At 50.9% G+C, this 23,636-nt stretch carries 23 protein-coding genes; 18 read left to right on the top strand and 5 right to left on the bottom strand.

The annotated features are described in order from the left end of the window. Together RHOLA_RS02985 and RHOLA_RS02990 are read left to right on the top strand one after the other, a co-directional pair. Positions 1 to 636: an alpha/beta hydrolase gene (locus RHOLA_RS02985; RefSeq protein ID WP_038502246.1), complete on the top strand. Its 636-nt coding sequence runs from the start codon at positions 1 to 3 to the stop codon at positions 634 to 636. Positions 637 to 674: 38 nt separating this feature from the next. Beyond that, the gene (locus RHOLA_RS02990; protein WP_051636232.1) at positions 675 to 1,430 is read left to right on the top strand and encodes a Bax inhibitor-1/YccA family protein; all 756 of its coding nucleotides are present in this window, start codon (positions 675 to 677) and stop codon (positions 1,428 to 1,430) included. On the opposite strand, the gene RHOLA_RS02995 is transcribed toward RHOLA_RS02990, so the two are convergent. The 3 genes from RHOLA_RS02995 to RHOLA_RS03005 are packed head-to-tail and all read right to left on the bottom strand — an operon-like array spanning position 1,427 to position 3,684. After that, positions 1,427 to 2,164, bottom strand: a complete 738-nt coding sequence (locus RHOLA_RS02995) for an SOS response-associated peptidase (RefSeq protein WP_038502247.1) — start codon at positions 2,162 to 2,164, stop codon at positions 1,427 to 1,429. The two genes, RHOLA_RS02990 and RHOLA_RS02995, sit on opposite strands and share 4 nt — an antisense overlap. A 3-nt stretch (positions 2,165 to 2,167) precedes the next feature. Then, a complete protein-coding gene (locus tag RHOLA_RS03000; protein WP_038502248.1) occupies positions 2,168 to 2,839 on the bottom strand; it encodes a DedA family protein in 672 nt (223 codons plus the stop codon). A 53-nt stretch (positions 2,840 to 2,892) separates the two neighbouring features. Further along, complete coding sequence (locus RHOLA_RS03005) at positions 2,893 to 3,684, bottom strand: aminotransferase class IV (protein ID WP_051636233.1); 792 nt, start codon at positions 3,682 to 3,684, stop codon at positions 2,893 to 2,895. Positions 3,685 to 3,791: 107 nt separating this feature from the next. Here RHOLA_RS03005 and pabB point away from each other — a divergent pair, with 107 nt between their 5' ends. The 6 genes from pabB (at position 3,792) to RHOLA_RS03035 (ending at position 12,744) form a co-directional block, all read left to right on the top strand. Continuing rightward, positions 3,792 to 5,069, top strand: a complete 1,278-nt coding sequence (pabB, locus tag RHOLA_RS03010) for an aminodeoxychorismate synthase component I (RefSeq protein ID WP_084321363.1) — start codon at positions 3,792 to 3,794, stop codon at positions 5,067 to 5,069. Between the two features lie 36 nt (positions 5,070 to 5,105). Further along, positions 5,106 to 7,586 carry a leucine--tRNA ligase gene (leuS, locus tag RHOLA_RS03015; RefSeq protein ID WP_038502249.1) on the top strand — a complete coding sequence of 827 codons (2,481 nt, stop codon included), beginning with the start codon at positions 5,106 to 5,108 and terminating at the stop codon, positions 7,584 to 7,586. A 77-nt stretch (positions 7,587 to 7,663) separates the two neighbouring features. Then, positions 7,664 to 8,290, top strand: coding sequence for a helix-hairpin-helix domain-containing protein (locus RHOLA_RS03020; protein ID WP_051636235.1), 627 nt, complete (start codon positions 7,664 to 7,666; stop codon positions 8,288 to 8,290). Positions 8,291 to 8,315: 25 nt separating this feature from the next. Continuing rightward, positions 8,316 to 10,520 carry a DNA internalization-related competence protein ComEC/Rec2 gene (locus tag RHOLA_RS03025; protein WP_084321365.1) on the top strand — a complete coding sequence of 735 codons (2,205 nt, stop codon included), beginning with the start codon at positions 8,316 to 8,318 and terminating at the stop codon, positions 10,518 to 10,520. Positions 10,521 to 10,576: 56 nt separating this feature from the next. After that, positions 10,577 to 11,554 (top strand): DNA polymerase III subunit delta, encoded by a 978-nt coding sequence (gene holA, locus RHOLA_RS03030; RefSeq protein WP_051636389.1) that lies wholly within the window; start codon positions 10,577 to 10,579, stop codon positions 11,552 to 11,554. Next, positions 11,551 to 12,744: an MFS transporter gene (locus RHOLA_RS03035; protein WP_038502254.1), complete on the top strand. Its 1,194-nt coding sequence runs from the start codon at positions 11,551 to 11,553 to the stop codon at positions 12,742 to 12,744. The genes holA and RHOLA_RS03035 overlap by 4 nt, the downstream gene beginning before the upstream one ends. 44 nt (positions 12,745 to 12,788) lie before the next feature. On the opposite strand, the gene rpsT is transcribed toward RHOLA_RS03035, so the two are convergent. After that, a complete protein-coding gene (gene rpsT / locus RHOLA_RS03040; protein ID WP_038502255.1) occupies positions 12,789 to 13,049 on the bottom strand; it encodes a 30S ribosomal protein S20 in 261 nt (86 codons plus the stop codon). A 214-nt stretch (positions 13,050 to 13,263) separates the two neighbouring features. Here rpsT and lepA point away from each other — a divergent pair, with 214 nt between their 5' ends. Then, entirely contained in the window at positions 13,264 to 15,123 is a 1,860-nt protein-coding gene (lepA, locus tag RHOLA_RS03045) for a translation elongation factor 4 (RefSeq protein ID WP_038502257.1), read from the top strand. Then, positions 15,123 to 16,358 carry a radical SAM family heme chaperone HemW gene (gene hemW / locus RHOLA_RS03050; protein ID WP_038502258.1) on the top strand — a complete coding sequence of 412 codons (1,236 nt, stop codon included), beginning with the start codon at positions 15,123 to 15,125 and terminating at the stop codon, positions 16,356 to 16,358. Before lepA ends, hemW begins: the two co-directional genes overlap by 1 nt. An 11-nt stretch (positions 16,359 to 16,369) precedes the next feature. Here the strand turns inward: hemW and RHOLA_RS03055 are convergent, their stop codons facing one another. Further along, positions 16,370 to 16,726 (bottom strand): DUF4870 domain-containing protein, encoded by a 357-nt coding sequence (locus tag RHOLA_RS03055; protein ID WP_038502259.1) that lies wholly within the window; start codon positions 16,724 to 16,726, stop codon positions 16,370 to 16,372. Between the two features lie 136 nt (positions 16,727 to 16,862). Here RHOLA_RS03055 and hrcA point away from each other — a divergent pair, with 136 nt between their 5' ends. The 8 genes from hrcA to era are packed head-to-tail and all read left to right on the top strand — an operon-like array spanning position 16,863 to position 23,597. Then, positions 16,863 to 17,882 (top strand): heat-inducible transcriptional repressor HrcA, encoded by a 1,020-nt coding sequence (gene hrcA, locus RHOLA_RS03060; RefSeq protein WP_038502260.1) that lies wholly within the window; start codon positions 16,863 to 16,865, stop codon positions 17,880 to 17,882. Between the two features lie 6 nt (positions 17,883 to 17,888). Next, positions 17,889 to 18,974 (top strand): molecular chaperone DnaJ, encoded by a 1,086-nt coding sequence (dnaJ, locus tag RHOLA_RS03065; protein ID WP_038502262.1) that lies wholly within the window; start codon positions 17,889 to 17,891, stop codon positions 18,972 to 18,974. Positions 18,975 to 18,976: 2 nt separating this feature from the next. Next, positions 18,977 to 19,723, top strand: a complete 747-nt coding sequence (locus RHOLA_RS03070; protein WP_227818800.1) for a 16S rRNA (uracil(1498)-N(3))-methyltransferase — start codon at positions 18,977 to 18,979, stop codon at positions 19,721 to 19,723. Beyond that, the gene (locus RHOLA_RS03075; protein WP_227818801.1) at positions 19,708 to 20,085 is read left to right on the top strand and encodes an HIT domain-containing protein; all 378 of its coding nucleotides are present in this window, start codon (positions 19,708 to 19,710) and stop codon (positions 20,083 to 20,085) included. Before RHOLA_RS03070 ends, RHOLA_RS03075 begins: the two co-directional genes overlap by 16 nt. Beyond that, positions 20,078 to 21,088, top strand: a complete 1,011-nt coding sequence (locus RHOLA_RS03080; protein WP_051636236.1) for a PhoH family protein — start codon at positions 20,078 to 20,080, stop codon at positions 21,086 to 21,088. The genes RHOLA_RS03075 and RHOLA_RS03080 overlap by 8 nt, the downstream gene beginning before the upstream one ends. Then, positions 21,085 to 21,546 (top strand): rRNA maturation RNase YbeY, encoded by a 462-nt coding sequence (ybeY, locus tag RHOLA_RS03085; protein WP_038502265.1) that lies wholly within the window; start codon positions 21,085 to 21,087, stop codon positions 21,544 to 21,546. The genes RHOLA_RS03080 and ybeY overlap by 4 nt, the downstream gene beginning before the upstream one ends. Further along, on the top strand, positions 21,547 to 22,677 hold the full coding sequence (locus RHOLA_RS03090) for a hemolysin family protein (protein WP_144239020.1): 1,131 nt from the start codon (positions 21,547 to 21,549) through the stop codon (positions 22,675 to 22,677). After that, positions 22,677 to 23,597 (top strand): GTPase Era, encoded by a 921-nt coding sequence (era, locus tag RHOLA_RS03095; RefSeq protein WP_038502266.1) that lies wholly within the window; start codon positions 22,677 to 22,679, stop codon positions 23,595 to 23,597. Before RHOLA_RS03090 ends, era begins: the two co-directional genes overlap by 1 nt. Positions 23,598 to 23,636: the final 39 nt, after the last annotated feature.

The following is a 23,636-nucleotide window of genomic DNA, read 5'->3' on the forward strand; positions in this document are numbered from 1 at the left end:
TTGATAAACCCAAGAGACTCCTCGCGACCACATGTCTGGCAACCGAGCGATGACGTTGCCGGAAATCGAACCCTTTTGCTTTTACACGGTTCAGGTGCCGATGAATTTGACTTACTGAGTCTTGGAAAAGCCCTGGACCCAAGTGCAAACTTGATATCGCCAAGGGGGCTTCGAAAGAGTGACGGTGCTAATCGATTCTTCAAACTTCTTGAGCAAGACAACTACGACGAGAACGAAGTAATTGAAAACTCCTCGGAATTAGCTGATTTTTTGTGGAACACCTCCGGCGAGTATGGATTCAATCCTGACAATGTGGTTGCGGTGGGTTTCTCAAACGGGGCCAACGCCGCAACATCGCTGACTTTGCTTCATCCGGATTCCGTGGCGGGAGTGGTGGCATTTGGAAATAATAAAGTTTTCCAAGAAACTCCATTTCCTAAAGGGCGGCCCAACTTGACTGGCAAGAAAGTTTGGATTGCCAATGGCGCCGCAGACCCCTACTCGCCGAGAGATCGAGTTGAAGCCCTGATTGCCGAGTTTGAATCCCTGGGAGCTGAGGTTAAATATTTTCTTCACTCAGGGGGACACACGATTTCTCCAGAGCACGTTCAGCGAATTCACAGTGATCTTGCGTAACATTTTCTTCACCAGGCAAATAATCGAAAGGTAATTACGTGGCTATTTCGCACAACCCAATCTTCAACCAGGCAATGTCCACCGGCGTCGAGGTCGCTCGAGTTGACCAGGCCGCCGTTGATTCTGAGTTTGCAAAAATCACTTCAGGCCCAAAGATGACCGTCGAAGGAACCGCCGGAAAAGTTTTTGGGATGTTTCTGGTTCTACTAGCAACCGCTGGTGTGACCTGGTTCTTTGGTTTGACCGGGTTAATGTTCCCAGCCATGATCGTTGGTTTGGGCCTAGGTCTTTGGGCCACCTTCGGTAAGAAAGTTCGTCCGGGTGTCGTGATTGCTTACGCGGCAGCAGAGGGTGTTTTTCTTGGTGCGCTAACTAGAATTTTCGAAACCATGTACCCAGGAATTGCCCAGCAGGCAGTGCTTGCAACACTTTGCACCGCCGGCGCTATGTTTGCTGCCTACCGATACGGATGGATCAAAGTAAATGCTCGATTCACTCGAGTAATGACTTTCGCTTTGTTCGGCTACATGGCATTCGCGTTGATCAATCTTGCTGTGGGTCTGTTTACCAATTCATCGGGTGCGTACGGCACCGGATTTGGTTGGTTAATCGCTCTGGTTGGCGTGGGCTTAGCTGCCTTCACTCTAAATCTTGATTTTGAGGCAATCACCGTTGGTGCTCGAGAAGGATTACCGGTTGAGACCGAGTGGCGCGCCGCCTTTGGATTGGTGTCTTCTCTAATCTGGCTTTACGTAGAGATCCTGCGTCTGCTATCGATTTTCAATCGAGACTAATTTATTGGGCTGATTAGGTTGGCAGAGTTGTTACTGACTTTGCCAACCTCAGTTCCAACTTTGTAAAACTCGGCCTCGCCGGCGACTAAATCCGAATCGTTGGCAACAGCCATTAGAAGATCTTCATCGCCCACAATGTGAGGGTCCAGCCACGCCTCAAAGGTGTCTGGCGACAGCAGCACAGGATTGCGATCATGTATGTGGGCAAGCTCCGGGGCAGTGTGCTTAGTCAGAGTTGTGGCTGATAGCAGCCATCGCTGAGGGTCTTTAGTGTCTTTGGTTGGATCAGACCACCACTCGTATAGACCGGCTAGCGCAAACATTCCGTCGGTTCCGGCCGTGATGTAAAAAGGCTGCTTAGATCCATCGGCCGCGACCTGCCATTCGTAATATCCCGATGCCGGTATCACGCAGCGGCGTCTCACAACGGAATCTTTGAAAGACGGTTTTTCCAAGATAGATTCGATGCGTCCGTTGATCAGCGGTGCGTGTTCTGTTGGGCTTTTTGCCCATCTAGGCACCAAACCCCAACGCGCCGCGTGGATTTCGCGGCTGAGCTCACCAATCGGAGAACCATCGTCTGCCTTTTCGAAAGCGCGATCCACAATTATTGCGATTGGCTGCGTTGGGGCAACGTTGTAACTGACCCCAGGCAGCTCACCGATGATTTCATCGACCTCGAAGATGGTTTGAATCTCACCCACGCTGCGGGCAACAACAAAGCGGCCGCACATGGCTTAGCCTTCAAGTCCGGTAAATTGTGCGGCTTTATCGGTTTCGACCATCTTGATGGCTGCCTTCTCGAGTCTCTTTTTAGCGAAGTGAACGATGATGGCAAAGGTAAGAATTATGGCGATGAAAATTACCGCACCAAATTTTAGATTCGCCCCAATTTGCTCATAACTGGCCTGAGCGATGTAGCCAACGCCAACATAAGCAGACGCCCATATCGCGCAGGCAGCTACTGTCCATCGAATGAAGATCCGATACCGCATGGTTGAGGCACCTGCCACCACTGGCACCAAAGAATGAAGCACCGGCAAAAATCTTGATATTGCAACGGCAAGTCCACCCCGGGACTCGATGAATGCGTCAGCCATCTTCCAGTTTTTTTCGCCGATTTTATTACCGAGTTTGCTGTAGCGAATTTTTTCTCCGAATAGGCGGCCAATCCAGAAGCCGAGTGATTCGCCAATTAGCGAGCCAAGCAGCACGGCACCCAGCAAAAAGAAAAAATCAAGCAAGTTTGCAACTCCGGTAGCAGCTACCAGAACAACCGTGTCTCCCGGCATTACTAGGCCCACAAACAGCGACGTCTCCAACATGATTGCAAGGCCTGCCAGAAGATTGCGAGTAAGCGGGTCAACACTCTGCACGGTGGTTAGCAGCCAATTTAGGAGTTCATTCACTCGTCAATCTTCGCATCGAAGAGCCCGTTCTTGACTGTGGAATTGCTAGGAGATTATTTGATGCTGGTAGAAAGCATTCTTAGCCTTTTGTTGAATGCCTCCAGGTGTCTAGGTTGGGCCACTGGACCACCAAGATTCACCCATTCTTCAACTGGTCTGATTCCATGCAACGAACTCAGACCCCAAATCTCCAGATCCACTAGATCGGCAGGCTTTACCTTCTCTGTTCTGGTGGCCAATCCCATTTGTTCCGCGATGGCAAACACCTCCATGCGGGTGATGCTGGGAATCCAAGGCAGGTCATTTCCGGGCGCGCAAAGCACATCATCTCTAAACCAGACCAGCGCACTTAGCGCACCTTCAAGGATGTAGCCATCACTATTCAGAATTACCGCTTCATCAGCCCCATGCATCTGCGCTGCGCGCCGCATTTGCAGACCAAGGCTTAGGTCAGGTCCTTTGACGAGGGGATTGGTTCTGGGGTCCGGCTCGCTGTAGCTCCAAAGCGTCATCGAATCAATTTGATTTGGGGCTTCACGAAGCCGAAACACCAGTTGGCTTTGACCGGTGTCGGTGTTTTTTAGCAGCTCAATGCGCGGAAACCAGCGACCCTCCATTGGAATCAACTCAGTCACCGCGGCGCAAAACGAAGCATAATCTTGTTCAGCGTCTTCGGCCAGGGCCCATTGGGTAAAACGCTCATAGTGTTCGGCCAAGTGTCGAACTCGGCCATTTTCTACTAGCCAGCTATCGGCCACCGCAAGGTGACCATCCAGAAGTTCCTGAGGTGTTTTGCTGGTGAGCACCTGGCGATCGAAAACGTAAAGCTGTTCGTTATCACGCATGAATCTCACTCCTTCCTCAGGCGTTATGAACTGGTTGCCTCTAATCTAGATTAAGAATCATCTTGAAAATAAATTGGCTTCTGCCCTGAGCCTGAAAGGTACGTATCATGCGTCTCTTCAGTCTCAAACTCAGGGGATGGGTGCCGCCCGCAAATGCATTTCTGCAATTCTTTGCCAGCTCGCCAAACTCTTTTTGGCTTGATCGTGAATTCAACATTCAAAGTCCGATCTCCGTAATCGGCGCTGGAGTGCCAAATGAAGAGATTTCGACATTTCCAGATCCAGAAAACCGATACGAGGACGCGGATTTACCCTTTGACTGGCGACCAGGTCTAGTTGGCTTTTTTGAATATGAGGGTCGGGCTCGGTTCTTAGATGTTGATCGCGCAATGGTTTTTGATCACGATAACCGACACATGTACTTAGTTGGATTGTTTGAGACCGAGGACGAATTTCAACATTGGTGCAACGCAGCCTTTCTTCGATTTGGACTAATCGGTGGGGAACTCGCGGCATATAGATTGCGCGCCGAAACTAAAGGCACAAGATCTCACGGGAAACTTCGGCACAGTGCTCAGCAGTATCTGTCAATGATTCAATCGGCGCAGAAGCACATCGCCGCCGGAGACGTATATCAAATTTGCCTGACTAACCGCATTGAAATTGAAACCTCCGCTGATCCGCTTTCGACGTTCCTGGAACTTAGAAATTCAAATCCGGCACCGTATGCTGCTTTCATTCGAATCGGTGATTCAACTTTGGTCTGCAGCTCTCCCGAGCAATTTCTGCAGGTTAGGCCATCTGGTTTGGTAAGTACTAAACCAATTAAGGGCACGCGGCCACGATCAAGTGATCCGGAGACTGATTTGGGGTTCGCTCGTGAACTTCGCGAAAACGAAAAAGAACGTGCTGAAAATCTAATGATTGTAGATTTGATGCGAAACGACATCGGCAGGGTGGCAATACCTGAATCCGTCAAGGTACCTAAATTATTTGAGATTGAGTCTTACGCGACTGTGCACCAGTTAGTTAGCACTGTCGAGGGTCAATTGGCTGAGGGTCAAAGCGCTCTAAGCGCATTGTTAGCGGCCTTTCCTGGAGGATCAATGACGGGGGCGCCAAAGCGTAGGGCCATGGAAATAATTGCCGATCTAGAAGGCGGTGGCCGCGGGGTTTACTCCGGGGCCGTGGGTTACTTTGGCTTCAACGGGGCTGCAGAATTTGGAATGACGATCAGGACAATCGTTTTCGAGAATGGCGGCGCTTATATCGGTGTTGGTGGGGGAATCACCAGTGATTCAGACCCGGTTGCTGAGCTAGAAGAGACGAAACTCAAGGCCCAGGCGCTTTTGAGGGTGCTAAACGCTGCTGACCCTTGGGGCTAGCCCTCTGCGCGGCGACTAATTGGTAACCTTAGAAGAATGACTGACGCAACAAACGAAACCGAATACGACGTATTCGCAATACAAGACAAGTGGCTCCCTATTTGGGATGAGCTGCGCCCATTTGCGTCGGGTAATCCTCAAGACTCGCGCCCTAAAAAGTATGTGCTGGACATGTTTCCTTACCCATCGGGCGACCTACACATGGGGCACGCCGAGGCCTACGCTCTTGGGGATGTTGTGTCTAGGTACTGGGTTCAAAAGGGTTTCAACGTAATGCACCCGATTGGCTGGGACTCTTTTGGTCTACCGGCCGAAAACGCCGCTATCAAGCGTGGATTGGATCCTAAGGTTTGGACTTACGACAACATCGCTCAGCAGAAGGCTTCGATGCGTCGCTACGCGTGTTCCTTCGACTGGGACCGGGTGCTGATTACCTCGGACCCTATTTACTATCGCTGGAACCAGTGGCTTTTCTTGGAGTTCTACAAGAAGGGTCTGGCGTACCGCAAAAACTCAAACGTTAACTGGTGTCCTAGTTGCCAAACTGTTTTGGCGAATGAACAGGTGGTTCAAGGGCTCTGTGAGCGTTGCGACAGCGTGGTCACCAAAAAGGCACTTACCCAGTGGTACTTCAAAGTAACCGACTACGCCGACCGTCTGCTTGACGATCTAGACACTCTTGAGGGCAATTGGCCGGCCAAAGTGTTGTCGATGCAGCGAAACTGGATTGGTCGTTCATACGGTGCCGACGTTCAGTTTGAAATTGAAGGTCGCGAAGAGCCGGTAACAGTTTTCACCACTCGCCCAGATACTCTCTTTGGTGCAACCTTTATGGTGGTCGCTGCCGACAGCGCTCTTGCCGCCGAATTAGCAGCCAACACCGATGCTGAAACTCAGCGAAAGTTCGCCGAGTACCTAGAAATCGTCAAGCAATCAAACGACATTGAGCGGCTGGCAACTGACAGACCAAAAACCGGCGTGCACCTAGGTCGCTTTGCAATAAATCCGGTGAACGGCGAGCGAATTCCAATTCTGGTTTCTGACTATGTGCTTGCTGACTACGGGCACGGTGCCATCATGGCTGTTCCAGCTCATGACCAGCGCGACTTTGACTTTGCCAAGGCATTAGATTTGCCAATCAAGGTTGTAGTCGATACCGGGGAAGAAGATCCAAACCTATCGGGAACAGCGACCGTTGGCGAGGGCACTTTGATAAATTCGGGTCCACTGAATGGACTTGCGAAACAAGAGGCGATTGAAACAGTCATTGCTCTTCTTGAATCGGAGGGCAAGGGAAAGAAAACTAAAAACTTCCGTTTGCGAGACTGGCTAATTTCCCGTCAGCGTTACTGGGGAACTCCAATTCCAATCGTCCACTGTGAGATGTGTGGTGAGGTACCGGTGCCGCAGGATCAGCTTCCGGTTGAATTGCCGTCGGCTGAGGGGCTTGACCTAAAACCAAAGGGAACATCTCCACTTGGCGGTGCAGAAGATTGGGTGAACGTTGCCTGCCCTAAATGTGGCATGCCGGCAAAGCGCGATACCGACACTATGGACACCTTTGTTGACTCGTCCTGGTATTTCTTGCGATTCCTTTCGCCAAACTCAACAACAGAGGCATTCCCAAAGCAGGCCGCAAAGGATTGGGCTCCGGTTGATCAATATGTTGGCGGAGTTACCCACGCAATCTTGCATTTGCTTTACGCACGCTTCTTTACCAAGGTGTTGCACGACCTTGGCTACGTAGATTTCCAGGAGCCATTCACTCGTCTCTTGAACCAGGGCATGGTTTTGATGGGCGGCAGCGCCATGTCTAAGTCGCGCGGTAATCTTGTAGCCCTCAGCGAGCAACTTGATCAGCACGGAGTCGACGCAGTTCGCCTAACCATGTCCTTTGCCGGTCCACCGGAGGAAGACATTGACTGGGCTGATGTTTCGCCATCGGGTTCGGCTAAGTTCTTGGCTCGCGCCTGGCGTGCGGCAAATGATGTCACCAGTGCCGTGAACACCGATGTCGCCACTGGTAATAAAGAACTTCGTAAGGCGACTCACGCTTTCCTTCGTGATTTTGGCCCACTTATTGAGGGCTTCAAATTCAACGTTGGCGTGGCAAAGATCATGGAGTTGGTAAACGCCTTGCGCAAGGCAATTGATGGCGAGGCAGGCGGCGCGGATCCCGCTGTACGTGAGGCAGCCGAAACCGTAGCAAAGGCCCTGTCACTGTTTGCGCCTTACACAGCTGAGGACATGTGGCAAAAGCTCGGACATCAGCCTGGGGTAGCCTTGGCGCAATTGCCAGATGCTGACTTGTCACTCCTAGTTGAGAGCAGTGCTATCGCGGTAGTGCAGGTGGACGGTAAGTTGCGTGACAAGTTTGAGGTGCCGGTTGACATCACCGAGGATGCGCTCAGGGCGCTCGCCTTGGAATCCGAGGCAGTAAAACGAGCAATTGGTGAAAAAAGCATTGTAAACACCATCGTTCGAGCACCAAAGTTAGTCAACATCGCCACCAACTAACGCCAAGCGCTGTGCTGGTTTTCCACAGTTTCAACTAAGGTGCCCTGCAAATTTGCGGGGCAGCTTAGTTTTACCCGGTGGATTGGATTCGACTAAAAATAGCAGCGGCAATTGGCGGTGATCAGCCAATCAACAAAAAACTGGTGCTTGGAGTAGTAGCAGTTATTGCCGCGGCAACATTTCTAATAAATGCAATTACAACTGAATCCATTGAGCCAAAAGCGCTAAATGCTGAAACAAGCATTGAAGAAGTCGAGGTACGGCCGGCAAACATCTACGTTCACATAATTGGCGAAGTTGGGTCGCCGGGAATTTATCAATTAGACGCCGGTTCCCGAGTCGTTGATGCAGTTTTCGCTGCTGGTGGTTTCAGTCCCGCTGCCGATCAGGGAAGTGTGAATCTTGCACGCGAAATCACTGACGGTGAGCAAGTAATTATTTTCAAGATTGGCGCTAACCCACAGCTGCCAGCAGGTTCTGCGGGTTTGAATTCCGCTGGCATATCTTCGAAAACCCAAATAAGCCTTAATCGCGCAAGTCAAGCTGAACTTGAGCAGTTACCCGGAGTAGGTCCGGCTCTTGCCGGCAGAATGATTGACTGGCGAACGGCAAACGGAGGTTTCAAGAAAAAAGAAGATCTACTAAACATCAGTGGAATTGGCGAAAAATTATTTTCCGGCATCAAGAATGATGTGACGCTTTGAGAATCTGGCTGGCTGCCGGTGCGCTATGGCTTTCGCTGATTATTTTGATGTCGATCATGGGCAGACTATGAAGCGCACGCTGCTGCTGGTTCTCGCTGCATTATTTGCCGGAGGTGTTTCATTTGTCATTCAGCACTCAGCCTCAAGGCCCATTGAACTGCAGGCCAGCGTGCATTCCTTCCAGAAAGTAACTGCAACATTCAAGATTTTGGATCAACCAATTAGCGTTGGTCAGTTAGATGACTATTCGACGAACATAAAAATCTTGAGTGCTGATCTGCAGGGCGGTGAGGTATCGCTGGCGGCCAATGGAAAATTAGGCGGTGATAAAACACTGTTGCAAATAACTCGTGGATCAACTTACCGTTGCCTGCTCTCGCTAAGCCCCACTCCAGAGGGGGAGCGTCCTGGATTTAGGGCACGCTGCGTGACTTCGCCAAAATTGATTGCTGAGCCCCCAGCGGCAGCGGCCATAATTCAAAACGTTCGAGCGGCTTTTATGAAAAGCCTTACCGGGCTGAACTCTGATGCGTCGGGTCTGGTGGCGGGTCTGGCTATCGGTGAAGTCTCAAGAATCAGCACTGAACTTATTCAAGATATGAAGCTAGTCGCGCTGACCCACCTAACTGCCGTATCGGGTGCCAACTGCGCAATTGTCCTGGCTATGTTTTACTTTGCTGTTCGACGACTGGGAGGCGGAAGATGGGCTCGGCTGTCGGTTGGTCTAATCGCTTTAGTGGCATACGTAATGCTGGTTGGTGCACAACCCAGCGTGCTTAGAGCGGCAGTAATGTCTGGTGCGGTTTTAGTTGGAATTTCAATAGGCCGAAAGTCATCGGCGCTAAGCGCATTGGCGCTTTCCGTTTTGGTCCTTTTGATTGCAGACCCATGGTTGGCTCTGGATTTTGGGTTTGCGTTGTCTGTGCTGGCAACCTCAGGATTGCTGGTGCTGACCCAACCGCTAACCCAGAAACTTGAAAGTAGATTTCCCAAGTGGCTGGCAATCACGCTCAGCGTTTCTATTGCGGCTCAGGTCTTTTGTCTACCCGTTTTGTTGCAGTTGCAATCAGGTCTGGCTACCTATGCACTGCCAGCGAATATCTTGGCTGAGCCATTGGTGGCTCCGATTACAGTATTGGGAATCCTTGCCTGTGCGGTGGCCTGGTTCTTTCCGCAGCTTGCATCGCTGCTTACTTGGTTTGCATCCATCGCGGCCTGGTTGATTGTTGAGATTGCTCACTACCTTGCCGATTTAAAGAATTCAACCTTGGCTTGGCCAACCGGCCTCGCAGGAGCGTTGGCTGCGACATGCGTGATTCTTGGTTTCGTTCTATGGCTCAAGGCAGAACCGACAAACCTACGCAATCTTGGTATTTCAGTTTTATCAATTATTTTTGCAGCGAGTTTAGGCTCTGTGGGCTTCAAATTGGTGCGCAGTGCACAGTGGCCCATGGTCGATTGGTCAGTTGTGAGTTGCGATGTTGGTCAGGGTGATTCCACCGTGGTCCGCTCGAGCGGCATGGTTGCGCTCATTGACGTTGGTCGCGAAGACCGCAAGATCGATCGGTGTCTGCTCGATCTTGGAGTCAATCGAATCGACCTGCTGGTCCTAACCCATTTTGACATGGATCACATCGGTGGACTGCGTGGAGCATTGAGAGGACGCGAGGTCGGGGTCGCCTTGGTTAGCCCATTTAAGGACGAACGTTGGGGAGCAACGGATACTTTCGAATTACTTGGCCGAGCAAAGGTTAGTGTTCTTCCGGTAGAACGCGGAATGTCTGGCAGCCTTGGAACAATATCCTGGCAAGTGCTTGGACCGAATCGAAATGCTGCTGAGGCAGAAGACTCCAACGATGCAAGCGTGGTGATGCTGTGGAAGGCCCTGGAATTTAATCTCTTGACCATGGCTGATGTTGGCGAGAAAGGGCAGATGCGTTTAGCCCGCGATAAAGCCTGGTGGGGCGATCCAGATTTAGACGCCGTACCGCTCATTCTTAAGGTTTCTCACCATGGTTCGGCTGATCAGTTCGGCGAATTAATCGAAGAGATAGACCCAGACCTAAGCCTGATTTCGGCGGGGAAAAACAACAGTTATGGTCACCCCACCCAGCGCACCCTTACCTTGCTGCAGTCCACTGGTTCGGCGATTTACCGCACTGATCAAATCGGCGCTATTGCGGTGGCCACAGACGGAGGAACACTGAAAGTGGCTAACGCGCCCGGCTAGCAGGTTGGGTTAGCGCTGGTCGCGGTTAGGCTTATCGGGTGAGCAAGGCAAAGCAGATGGAGTGGCGCAAGGCGTCTCCCGCACCTGTACTCTTTGTCTCTGGCCCTGAAGAATATTTTGCCGGGCGGGCAATTCGTTCGGTGCGCGAGCAATTGCGCAAGCAAGATTCCTCACTCGAGATTCACGAGATAGAGGCGGCGGATTATTCAGCGGGGACGCTTACAAACATCACAAGTCCATCGCTATTCGCTGAGCCCAGGTTAGTTATTATTCGAGGGCTGGAAAAATGCAGTGACGACCTGATTTCAGATGGCATTGAATATCTGTCAAATCCAACTGATGACACCACGGTGATTTTGCGCCACAACGGTTCGAGCGTTCGAGGAAAAAAACTTGTGGAAGCCATCAGGGATTCTGAAATCGCGGCCGAGGTTGTTTGCGCCGACATTAAGAAGGACTCTGACCGGCAAGCATTCGTTTTGGGGGAGTTTGCTCACGAAGGACGAAAGATTGCCCCTGCTGCTGTGCGGGCTCTGTTGGACGCTTTTGCTGACGATACCGCCGAGCTTGCCGCCGCCTGCAATCAACTAATGCTTGACAGCGCTGAATCAATAACCGAAGAGATTGTGGATCGTTATTACGGGGGCCGAGTTGAAACCAACGCATTCAAAGTTGCCGATGCCGCTCTTGCTGGTCGTTCTGGTGAGGCCATGGCGCTGTTGCGCCACGCGTTAGCAACCGGGGCGGACCCGGTGCCGCTGGTTGCAGCGATTTCAATGAAGATTCGTCAGATGGCCAAGATTTATGGAAACCGCTCTGCTTCGGCAACGACTTTGGGAATGGCACCTTGGCAACTGGATCGTGCAAGAAAAGACCTAACCGGTTGGACTGATGACGGTTTAGCTGCAGCCATTCAAGCAATGGCCAGCGCCGATGCGGCAGCTAAGGGAGCTGAGCGAGACCCGATCTACTCGCTAGAAAAATTGGTCAACCTAATTTCGAACAAGGGAATCGTGGCGGGAAATCGCCGATGACTAAATCAAAATTTGGCATCACCGGATTCTTGGCAATCGTTTTTATTGCTATTGTCTTGCGCCCTCCGGTTGCATCAATGGGACCTCTCTTACAAGAGATTCAACTTAGTTTGGCAGTGAACGCCGAGCTGATTGGCCTGCTGGCAGCGTCTCCGGTGTTGTGCTTTGGTCTGGGTGCCTTTGCTAGCCCATGGTTAGTAAGCAAGGTGGGCGTTAATCGAGCGATGCTTCTGGTGTTGGTAATTCTTGCTCTTGGTTCGGCTCTTCGGATGATCCTTGGTTATCCCGGGCTTTTGTTGGGCACAATCGCTGCCGGGCTTTCAATTGCAATCGCAAATGTTTTGTTGCCAACGATTGTTCGAATTCAATTTCCAAATCGAGTTGCTTTGGTAACCGGCGCCTACACAACGCTATTAGCCATTTCGGCAAGTCTGGCCGCTGCCGCTGCCGTGCCGTCGAGTTTATGGCTGGGCGGGTGGAATCCTGCTCTTGCGATTTGGATTGTTCCCACCGTGCTTGCAGTTCTGCTGTGGTTGCCGCAAATCAAGGGTCAAGAAGCTCACGTAGCTCAACCGGCTCATGCGGCGGCAGAAGAAAAGGCGGCAGTGCTTCGTTCCCCGATTTCTTGGGCAATAGTGGGCTTTTTTGGAATTCAATCTTTGGGTTTTTACGCGCTACTTGGTTGGATGCCTTCGGCGCTTATCTCCATCGGAGTTTCACCGCAAGCTGCCGGAAATTACTTGGGCTTCGCCAGTGCAATCGGAATTCCGTCTGGCTTAATTATTTCTTCGATGCTTGGGCGGTTTAAGTCGCTGGCTTGGTGGGCAGCCGGAACCAGCGCATTGACACTGCTGGGAAGCATTATCTTCACTCTGGTTTTGAGATCCACAGATACGAGCTTGTTGCTCTTTGCCTGCATTCTCATTGGACTTGGCATGTCGGCTACTTTCCCAATTTCGCTCTCACTAATTAGCACTAGGGCGTCAACCCAGGCGCAAACCACGCAACTCTCGGCAATGGCTCAGGGGTGGGGTTATTTGTTGGCAGCTGCGGGCACCTTCATGGTTGGTGCCGTGGCTAATTTGGTCGCTAACTACGCGCTTAGTTTTGCGCTGATTACTGCTCTTACCCTGATTCAGGCAGGTATTGGTTTCTATGCTGGTCGCCCAGGAGTTATTCCGGCCAAATAAAAAATCCCTCGACTCAGGAGCCGAGGGATTTTTTCAAAGACTTTTTACAGGGCAGAAACCTTCTTGGCCAACGCTGACTTGCGGTTAGCCGCCTGATTCTTGTGAATTACTCCCTTTGAAACTGCCTTGTCTAGCTTCTTACCCGCTAGTGCAAGTGCGGTTGCCGCTGCAGCCTTGTCTCCGGCAGCTGCTGCTTCGCGAGTCGCGCGAATAGCGGTCTTTAGCTCGCTCTTTACAGCCTTGTTGCGCTCAGCAGCCTTTAGGTTGGTGCCAATGCGCTTGATCTGTGACTTGATGTTTGCCATGTTTCACTTTCTTGGATTGTCACCCCGCGCGGGGCAACTAAAAGAGTTTTTATTGGGATTTGGATGGAGACACTCATCCGTATCGAGTTCCAATGCTACCAGCCCAAGCCCTAATTCGGCAACCAATCGGGGCTCAAAGCCCTAGTTCATCGGTGTCTGTGCGAGAATAGGGGAACCGTCCTACGGTCCCTTTCAATCAATCCAGAGGTATCCCTTGTCTCCACGCGCCACCCGCCGACTTGAGCCGGCGAAGACTGATCCGGCGCTGATTCGCAATTTCTGCATTATTGCCCACATTGACCACGGAAAGTCCACTCTCGCCGACCGCATGCTGCAGCTAACCGGTGTAGTTGATGACCGCTCAATGCGCGCCCAGTACCTGGATCGAATGGATATTGAGCGTGAACGAGGCATCACCATCAAGTCTCAGGCGGTTCGAATGCCTTGGGAATCTCAGGGTCAGACTTACGCGCTCAATATGATCGACACCCCGGGCCACGTTGACTTCACATACGAGGTATCTCGCTCCCTAGCCGCCTGCGAGGGCGCAGTGCTTTTGGTCGATGCTGCGCAGGGTATTGAGGCACAGACCTTGGCCAATCTTTATCTTGCGATGGAGAATGATCTGCAAATCATCCCCGTGCTCAACAAGATTGACCTTCCGGCTGCCCAGCCAGAGAAGTACGCCGAGGAACTTGCCAATTTGATTGGAGGAAATCCAGAGGATTGCCTTCGTGTGTCAGGTAAAACCGGTGTTGGCGTTGATGAACTGCTCGACAAAATTGTTGCGACAGTCCCGCACCCGGTTGGCGATCCAAACGCCCCGGCTCGCGCCATGATTTTTGACTCTGTTTATGACAGCTACCGCGGCGTTATCACCTACGTCAGGATGATTGACGGCAATCTAAGCCCTCGCGAAAAAATTCAGATGATGTCTACTCGTGCTGTACACGAACTTCTTGAGATTGGCGTTTCATCGCCTGAGCCTGAACCCACAAAGGGTCTTGGTGTTGGAGAAGTTGGTTATCTGATTACCGGCGTGAAAGATGTTCGCCAGTCAAAAGTTGGTGACACAATAACCAATCAAGCAAAGCCTGCCTCAGAGGCACTGAAGGGTTACAAAGAACCATTGCCGATGGTTTATTCGGGAATCTACCCGATTGACGGCAGTGATTATCCAGTGCTGCGTGAAGCGTTGGATAAATTAAAGCTTTCCGATGCTGCTTTGGTTTACGAACCAGAAACTTCTGTTGCACTTGGTTTTGGCTTCCGCTGTGGTTTCTTGGGTTTGTTGCACTTGGAAATTATTACCGAGCGCCTGGAGCGCGAATTCGGTCTAGATCTAATCGCCACTGCGCCATCGGTGGTTTACGAAGTAACTATGGACGACGGAAAAGAAATCACCGTAACCAATCCAAGCGAATTCCCCGGCGGAAAAATTAAGCAGGTGCTGGAGCCAATGGTAAAGGCAACCATCTTGTTACCAAAGGACTACACCGGAACCGTGATGGAACTTTGCCAGCAAAGACGCGGAACCATGATTGACATGCAATACCTTGGTGAAGATCGAGTGCAGCTGCGCTACAACCTGCCACTAGCCGAGATTGTTTTTGACTTTTTTGATCAGCTAAAAAGCAAGACCGCCGGATACGCTTCGCTTGACTACGAAGAGACCGGGCTTGAAAAGGGTGACCTGGTCAAGGTTGACCTGTTGCTGCAGGGGGAGCAGGTAGACGCGTTCAGTGCCATCGTTCACAAAGACAAGGCCTACGCCTACGGTGTGATGATTACCGGAAAGCTGCGCGAGTTGATTCCGCGTCAGCAATTTGAGGTCCCAATTCAGGCAGCAATCGGTGCCCGAATTATTGCGCGCGAATCCATCCGTGCAATGCGCAAAGACGTTCTGGCCAAGTGTTACGGTGGTGACATTTCTCGAAAGCGCAAACTTCTTGAGAAGCAAAAAGAAGGAAAAAAGCGCATGAAGATGGTTGGCCGCGTTGAGGTTCCTCAAGAGGCATTCATCGCAGCTCTTTCTTCGGACAGCGAGAAAAAGGGCGAAAAGAAGGGCAAGTAGTGGCCGGCCCACTGCCTATCGGCGACCCTGCTCCAGCAGACGGCAGCCTTCCAGCGCAAGCAGCCGTTGGTGCCGCAGATCGAACTTTTCACGCTTACGTGCACATTCCTTTTTGCACGGTTCGCTGCGGTTACTGTGATTTCAATACCTACACAGCCGGTGAACTGGCGGGGGCAAGGCAATCAGATTACGCAGATGTTTTAATTGCAGAAGTAAAGTTCAGCGCTCAGGTGATCATGGATGCTGGACTACCTAAACGAAAACTCAGCACCGTGTTTTTTGGTGGCGGCACACCAACTCTTTTACCTGCTTCCGATCTTGCGAGAATTCTTGAAGCGCTAAGAAATGCTTTTGAAATTGTTGAAGATGCTGAGGTGACCACAGAGGCTAACCCCGATACGGTTGACGCCGATTACCTACGCGAACTAAGAAACGGCGGATTCAATCGAGTGTCCTTCGGCATGCAATCGGCCGTGTCTTCGGTTTTAGCAACGCTGGAACGCTCACACAATCCGGAAAATGTTTCCATCGGAGTTGCGGCGGCTAAAGAACTTGGGTTGAAGACTTCGGTTGACTTAATTTATGGAGCACCAGGAGAGACTCTTGCAGAGTGGCGTCAGAGTGTTGAAACTGCAATCGCAATGCAGCCTGATCACATCTCTGCCTATGCACTAATTGTTGAAGATGGCACCAAACTTGCTCGGCAGATTAAGGCTGGTCAGCTTGCCGAACCGGATGAAGATCTGCAGGCAGACAAATACGAGCTCGCCGATTCACTTTTGGCTGACGCTGGATTCGATTGGTACGAAGTAAGTAACTGGTCACGTGGATCAGAGAATTTATCGGCACACAACATTTCGTACTGGGCATCGCAAGACTGGTGGGGGTATGGTCCAGGAGCACACAGCCACGTTGGTGGCGTGCGTTGGTGGAATGTAAAGCACCCAACCAGCTTCGCTGCGAAACTTGCTGAAGGTAATTCACCAGCGGCCGGTCGCGAGACTCTTAGCGAAAGAACGCGACTAGAAGAGCGCGTACTACTTGAAATAAGAATTAGCGAAGGCTTGAGCGTGGATTTGGCCAAAAAGGTAAATCCTGATGCCGGAAAGTTGATCGCGGGTTTCATCGCCGATGAACTGGTGGATGCCAAGGCGGCTATCGGTGGCGTTTTGAAACTCACGCTCAAAGGGCGGCTTCTAGCCGATTCATTAGTGCGTAAATTGCTGGCTGATTAGAAGCTAGCCGATTAGATTTTAATAAATCGCACCGATGCAGGGTATCTGTAAAACTCGCCGATGCTGGCCTTGTAAGCCGCGATAATTCGAAACACCGTCCAGATAATCGGTGGCACCCAAAACAGCAGCCAGCCAACAATGCTGATTGCAAGTACCACGTATAGCAAAACCATGGTGATGCCAAAGTTCAAGGATTCGGTCACATGGTGACGGATGAACGGCCCACGGTCCTTAAGAAATAGGTAGCCGAGCAGCGGTGCAAAGAATTCCAGAATGATGCCAAAAGCGTGAATTCCAATGGCCCATAGTCTCTGGAGTTCGGGAGACAGTGGCTCTTGAGGCGCTGAATACGGATTTTGCTGTGACATCGGATTCTCCTTCTAGCCCGATTAGCCTACCTATTCAGTATTGCTGAATGTAATATTGGCACTCTGGGACTTAGAGTGCTAAAGGCTTTATTTCTTTGAAAAGAAATTCGTGGCGAGTCAAGAAAGGTGGTGCCAAATGATTCCAGATAGAAGTCTCGAAGTACTTCGGGCCATTGTTCAGGACTACATAGCCAGCAAGGAGCCGGTTGGTTCCAAATCATTGGTTGAGCGTCACTCATTTGGGGTCTCCGCGGCCACAATTCGAAATGACATGGCCCTGCTTGAAGAGGAAGAGCTAATCCACGCGCCACATACATCTGCCGGTCGTGTGCCAACCGATAAGGGTTATCGCCTTTTTGTCGATCGACTCAGCGAGGTCAAGCCGTTGAATACCGCCGAGCGTCAGGCAATTGAAAACTTCATGGTTGGTAGTGCCGACCTAGATGAGACCTTGGGCAGAACCGTCAGGCTCTTATCGCAGTTAACAAATCAAGTCGCGATGGTTCAGTATCCAACTCTTGGTAAGTCATCGGTCCGTCACATTGAGCTCATACCAGCGGCCGATACTCGAGTTCTGATGGTCCTGATTACTGACAGTGGTCGCATTCAACAACACGTTGTTGAACTTGGCGTTGCTCTCGATGAAGCATTCATAGGTGAACTCAGGGCTAAGTTGAATGCCGCAATCTCCGGGGCGGCACTGACTGAGGTTGCCTCAAAGGTAAAAACTATTTCCTCAGGAATGAGTTCTGATAAATCTAAACTCGCCAACGTAATTATTAAGAATCTACTTGAGCAGGTTGACGCGAACAGACAAGAAAAAATAATTCTTTCCGGAACATCCAACCTTGCAAAAAGGGAAGAAGACTTTCCAGGCAGTATCTCCCCAGTCCTTGAGGCAATCGAGGAGCAGGTTGTTTTGCTGAAATTAATCAGTGAGATGCAAGCAGAGCAGCACGGGGTGAGCCTACGAATTGGCCGAGAGAACCAATTTGAAGGTCTTGCCAATGCATCCGTTGTTGTGAGCGGATATGAAAATCAAGGTAGCGAGATTGCAAAGCTTGGAGTAATTGGTCCAACTCGTATGGATTACTCGTCAAACATTTCCGCAGTGCGAGCAGTCGCTCGCTACCTAACTAAAACTTTAGGAAATTAAGGACACATGGCTGATCACTACGAGGCATTGGGAGTTGCGCGAGATGCCAGCGAAGAGCAAATTAAAAAGGCATATCGCAAATTAGCTCGGGAACTGCACCCAGATGTAAATCCTGCGCCTGAGGCCCAAGAACGGTTCAAGGCTGTGACCCACGCCTATGAAGTTCTAAGCGATGCCAATTCCCGTCGTCAATACGACATGGGTGGGCAGGATCCTTTTGGTGGAGCGGGCTTCGGCGGTTTCGGTGACATCTTCGATACCTTTTTTGGCGGCGGTGGTTCTCGTGGTCCACGATCCAGAGCGGAACGCGGACAAGACGCTTTGATACGAATTGACCTAAGTCTTGAAGAAGTAGTCTTTGGTGTGACCAAGAGTGTTGCAGTGGATACGGCGGTGTTGTGTGAAACCTGCCAGGGTTCTTGCTGCCGCCCAGGAAGTTCAATGGCAACCTGTGACATTTGTGGTGGGTCGGGGCAGATTCAGCGCCAAGTTCGTTCATTGCTTGGCAACGTGGTTACGTCGCAACCTTGTGGCACATGCCGCGGCTACGGCCAGGTTATTCCTGAGCCCTGCATCGACTGTCGGGGGCAGGGTCGTGTTCGCGCTCGTCGCAACATTGACTTGAACATCCCGGCTGGCGTCGAAGATGGTTTGCGTCTGCAACTTGCCGGACAGGGTGAAGTTGGATTTGCGGGTGGGCCCAACGGTGATCTTTACGTGGACATGTCAGTCAAAGAAGATGACGTTTTTGGCCGACAGGGTGATGACTTAACCTGTGTGCTTGAGGTTCCGCTTCACGATGCTGTGCTTGGTTCTCTGGCAAAAATTCAAACCTTTGATGGCGAGGTTGAAATTGAAGTGGAGCCCGGTTCACAAACAGGTGAAGTAATTACTGTCCGCGGAAAGGGAGTGCAGCACCTGCGTTCTTCAGGGCGAGGAGATTTGAAAATCAAACTTCAGGTAATTACCCCTAGCAAACTTGATTCCAAGCAGAAGGAACTTTTCCGGTCCTTGGCATCGCTGCGAAAAGATGACGTCATCAGGCTTGCGCGCGCAACTCACGGCAGATTCTCTGGAAAGAAGAAGAATTAGTCGTGGTTGAACCCATGTTTACGCATAACTTTGACAGTCCAGTTAAGGTTGATTCAGTCATTGAACTGACTGGACCAGAGGCAAAGCACGCGGTATCGGTGCGCAGAATGCGGGTTGGCGAGGCGATTCAACTCACAGACAAAATGGGTCTTCGTGTCCGCGGTCTGGTTGATTCAATTGCTGGCAATCATCTTTATGTTCGGGTGCGTTCCGTTGAGCAAGAAGTGCCGCCAAAAATTCAACTCACTTTGATTCAGGCGTTGGCTAAAGGCGATCGTGACGAGTTAGCGATTCAAGCCGCAACCGAGCTTGGGGTCTCAAACGTGATTCCTTGGGAGGCAGATCGCTCGGTTAGCCGTTGGATAGGACTCAAAGAGGCCAAAGGTATTGAACGTTGGCAAAGTATCGTCACTGAGGCTGCTAAACAATCGCTAAGCAGCTGGCATCCATCAGTTGGCACACCGATCAAAGGCATTCGAGTGGCAGAACTTGTGGAGAAGTTTGACCTGGTACTGGTGCTGGATCCAACCGCGGCAAAAGGAATCGGGGCCGCAGATTTGCCTGGCAGTGCCAGCATTGCGTTGGTCGTAGGGCCCGAGGGTGGAATAAGTGATTCAGAGTTGGAGGCACTTCAAAACGCCGGTGCCCTTAGAGTTCAGTTGGGGGCACCCATTCTGAGGACTTCAACAGCGGGAGTGGCTGCAATCTCGGGAATTCTGGCTCTTACTGGCCAGTGGGGCTCAAAGTAGACTCGTTGCTGGAGGAAAGATTGAATAACCAAGACTGCATTTTCTGCAGAATCGCTAGCAAGGATATCCAGGCCAACTTGGTCGAGGAAACCGAGCACTCGCTTGCCTTCTGGGACATTTCACCGCGTCAACCGATTCACATCTTGGTAATTCCAAAGCGGCACCATACAAACATCTTGGAGCTAACAAATAACGCGCCAGATGAGCTCGTTGACCTTATGAGACTTGGCACGAGGATTGCCTCTGACAAATCAAGTGGTTCATTCCGACTGAGTTTCAACACAGGCGCTGAAGCGGGTCAAACCGTCTTTCATGCTCACGGCCACCTAACCAGCAAAACTCCAAAGGATCAGCTTGCCTAGTTCATCCCAAGAGTCATCGGCGAGTAAGGCTCGCACTGAGAAGTTTCAGGTTGTGGGTGTGCCAATGGTGTCCCTGTTTGGCACCGAAGACAAATTACTGAAGACCCTTGAGCAAACCTTTCCAGATGTAGAAGTGCACGCCCGGGGTAACGAAGTGGTGCTTAGCGGACCTGGTGCTCAGGTTACTGAGGCGAAAAATCTTATTGAGGAGATGGTTGCGCTGATAGCCAACGGCCAAGATCTTGCACCTCAGGACCTAACTCGTTCGGCAAAAATGCTTGAAGGAGAGAGTCGTCCAACAGACGTTCTAAGTCAAAGCATTCTTAGTTCACGCGGTAAGAGCATTCGACCAAAAACGTTAGGTCAGAAGAAATATGTCGATGCTATCGACAAAGCAACAATAGTTTTTGGTATTGGCCCTGCTGGAACTGGTAAAACCTATTTAGCCATGGCTAAGGCAGTGCAGGCGCTGCAGCGTAAAGAAGTCAGTCGCATAATTTTGACCAGACCTGCGGTTGAAGCAGGCGAGAGGCTTGGTTTCTTGCCGGGCACTCTGAACGACAAAATTGATCCTTATCTTCGCCCGCTATTTGACGCTCTGCATGAAATGCTTGAACCTGAGTCGATTCCTAAACTCATGGCAGCTGGAACTATTGAGGTTGCACCGCTTGCCTATATGCGTGGCCGAACGCTAAACGATTCGTTCATTATTCTCGATGAGGCGCAGAACACCACGCCGGAGCAAATGAAAATGTTTCTTACCCGGCTTGGATTTAATTCAAAAATGATTGTTACCGGTGACATAACGCAAATTGATTTACCAACAGGAAGCTCGGGATTGCGCACTGCCGTGGATGTTTTGAGCAAGGTAGAGGGTATGCACTTTGCCACGCTTACCTCTGAAGACGTCGTCCGCCACTCGCTCGTTGCCAAAATTGTGGATGCCTACACAAAGTATGAAGACATCAAGAACTCTAAACATTCTAAAAAGGAATCTAAATGAGTATCGAGATCAACAACGAGACACAGATTTCTGTTGATGAACCTCGCGTACTTCGTTTGGCTCAGCATGCACTTGCCGAACTAAATATTCATCCAAAAGCTGAGCTTGCGATTCAATTTATTGATGAGGAGCCGATGGAAGTACTGCACATCCAGTGGATGGACGAGCCTGGCCCCACAGATGTGCTTAGTTTTCCGATGGATGAGCTTCGTCCCGGTGGCGAGGGAGAAGTATCCGCGCCTGGTCTACTTGGCGACATTGTCATTTGTCCCCAGGTTGCGATTCGTCAGGCTGAGGCGGCAGGTCATGAGCCAATTAACGAAGTTTTGCTGCTTACCACACATGGAATTTTGCACCTGCTTGGTTTTGACCACGCAGAGCCTGACGAAGAAAAAGAGATGTTTGCTTTACAAAAGGAAATTCTCGACAACTTCTACGCAAGTGAGGCGAGCGAGTAGGTGACTGGCTTAGCGCTTTGGATAGCCGCGATTTTGGCCGCAGTTACCACTTTGACCGCTGTGGTCAAGGCTGCACTGGAGGTTGAAGAGTCAGCGAAGGCAGAATCCCTGGGTTTTGTTCGTCTAGCTCTTACCGGAGTTTTCGGCGTGGTCGCTGGGCAGGCCTTAGCACCAGTTGCAATGGCTTGGTATTGGTCGGCAAGTATTTCTACCCTAATGATGCTGGTCTTGCTATTTGGCTCCCAATGGGCAGCCAAGCAGCTTGGCCACCACAGCATAGGCCGGCGATTGCTAAAGCTTTTCCAGAAGCCAATTGACTCGATTCATCTCTTATTCACACCGATATCCTTACCAAAACTCGATGAGCCCGAAGAGTTTGAACAGGAGTTGCTGGACTCTGTTGAAGAGTTTGGCGAGACGATTGTTCGAGAAATCATGGTGCCGCGTATAGACATGGCAACCGTGGCTTCCGATTCAAATCTGACCAGGGCGATGAGCGTTTTTCTAAGTCGTGGTTATTCGAGACTTCCCGTTGTGGGCAAAAACATTGATGACATTAGTGGCATCCTCTACGTAAAAGATGTGGCAAGAATTCTGCACGAGTCGCCGGCAAAGATGGATAAGACACTAGCTAGTGAGATTGCTCGCCCGGTAATTTTCGTGCCTGAGTCAAAGCCAGTGGATGACCTATTGCGCGATATGCAACTTAGTTCGACCCACATTGCCATCATCGTTGATGAGTACGGTGGCGTTGCCGGCTTGGCAACTATGGAAGATGTGATCGAGGAAATTGTTGGCGAGATTAGCGACGAATATGATCGTGATGTCCCAGATGTGGATGATCTTGGTGATGGACGATTCAGGGTGAGCGCAGCATTTTCTCTTGCCGAGCTTGGTGAGCAGTTGGATTTGGAACTTGAAGACGAAGACGTCGACAGCGTTGGGGGACTGTTTGCCAAAGAACTTGGTCGATTGCCTGGCCGTGGAGACGAAGTTCGAGTTTCGGGATTGCAAATCGTTGCCGACCGCATTGAGGGTCGTCGTAAGAGATTAATCACAGTCATCTTGAATAAAGATGAAAACTTGGCCGACGCCCAGTCCGCCTTTGAGCAACTGGAGCCGGAGAAATAATGACAACGCAGCACTCATCCAAGCCGATTGAGTCAGAACACAGATCGGGGTTTGCCTCTTTTGTAGGCCGACCAAACGTGGGCAAGTCAACCCTGACAAACGCTCTTGTCGGCGAGAAGATCGCCATCACCAGCGCTAAGCCACAGACCACCCGTAGAGCAATTCGCGGTATCGTGCACCGCGATTATGGACAGCTGATCTTGGTTGACACTCCGGGATTGCACCGCCCAAGAACTTTGCTTGGTCAACGACTGAATGACTTGGTTGAGCAGACCCTTGGTGATGTTGATGTGATTGGATTTTGCATCCCAGCAAATGAAAAGATTGGCCCTGGCGATAACTTCATCAATGAACAACTCAATGAATTCCGCCGCGCAAAGTTAGTCGCGGTTGTCACTAAGTGTGAATTGGTTTCTCCGGAGCAACTTGCCGAGCAGCTAATGGCCGTTTCTGAGCTTCGCGATTGGAAGGCAATCGTTCCAGTTTCTGCCGTGACCGAGGACCAGCTTGAGGTGCTAACCAAGGTCTTGATTGACTTGATGCCCCTCTCGCCGGCACTTTACCCACCTGACGCCATCACCGATGAATCGCTTGAGGCTCGTATTTGCGAGCTCATTCGCGAGGCGACGCTTGAGGGGGTGCGTGACGAACTGCCGCACTCAATTGCTGTGACCATCGATGAGATGTCAAAGCGCAAGGGCAAAGACCTTACTGACATTCACGCGAACATTTTTGTCGAGCGCGATAGTCAAAAGGGAATCATCATCGGTCACCGCGGCGCGCGTTTGATTGATGTCGGAAAGCGCGCTCGTCTAGAGATTGAGAAACTTATCGGTCACAAGGTCTTCCTAGGTCTGCGCGTCAAAGTAGCCTCCGAGTGGCAGAGGGACCCAAAGCAACTTGGCAAGCTGGGTTTCTAGCTGCCATCTTGGGCAAAAATCGATTTGGGCTTTTGCCCT

This window comes from Rhodoluna lacicola (assembly GCF_000699505.1).
Taxonomy (GTDB): domain Bacteria; phylum Actinomycetota; class Actinomycetes; order Actinomycetales; family Microbacteriaceae; genus Rhodoluna; species Rhodoluna lacicola.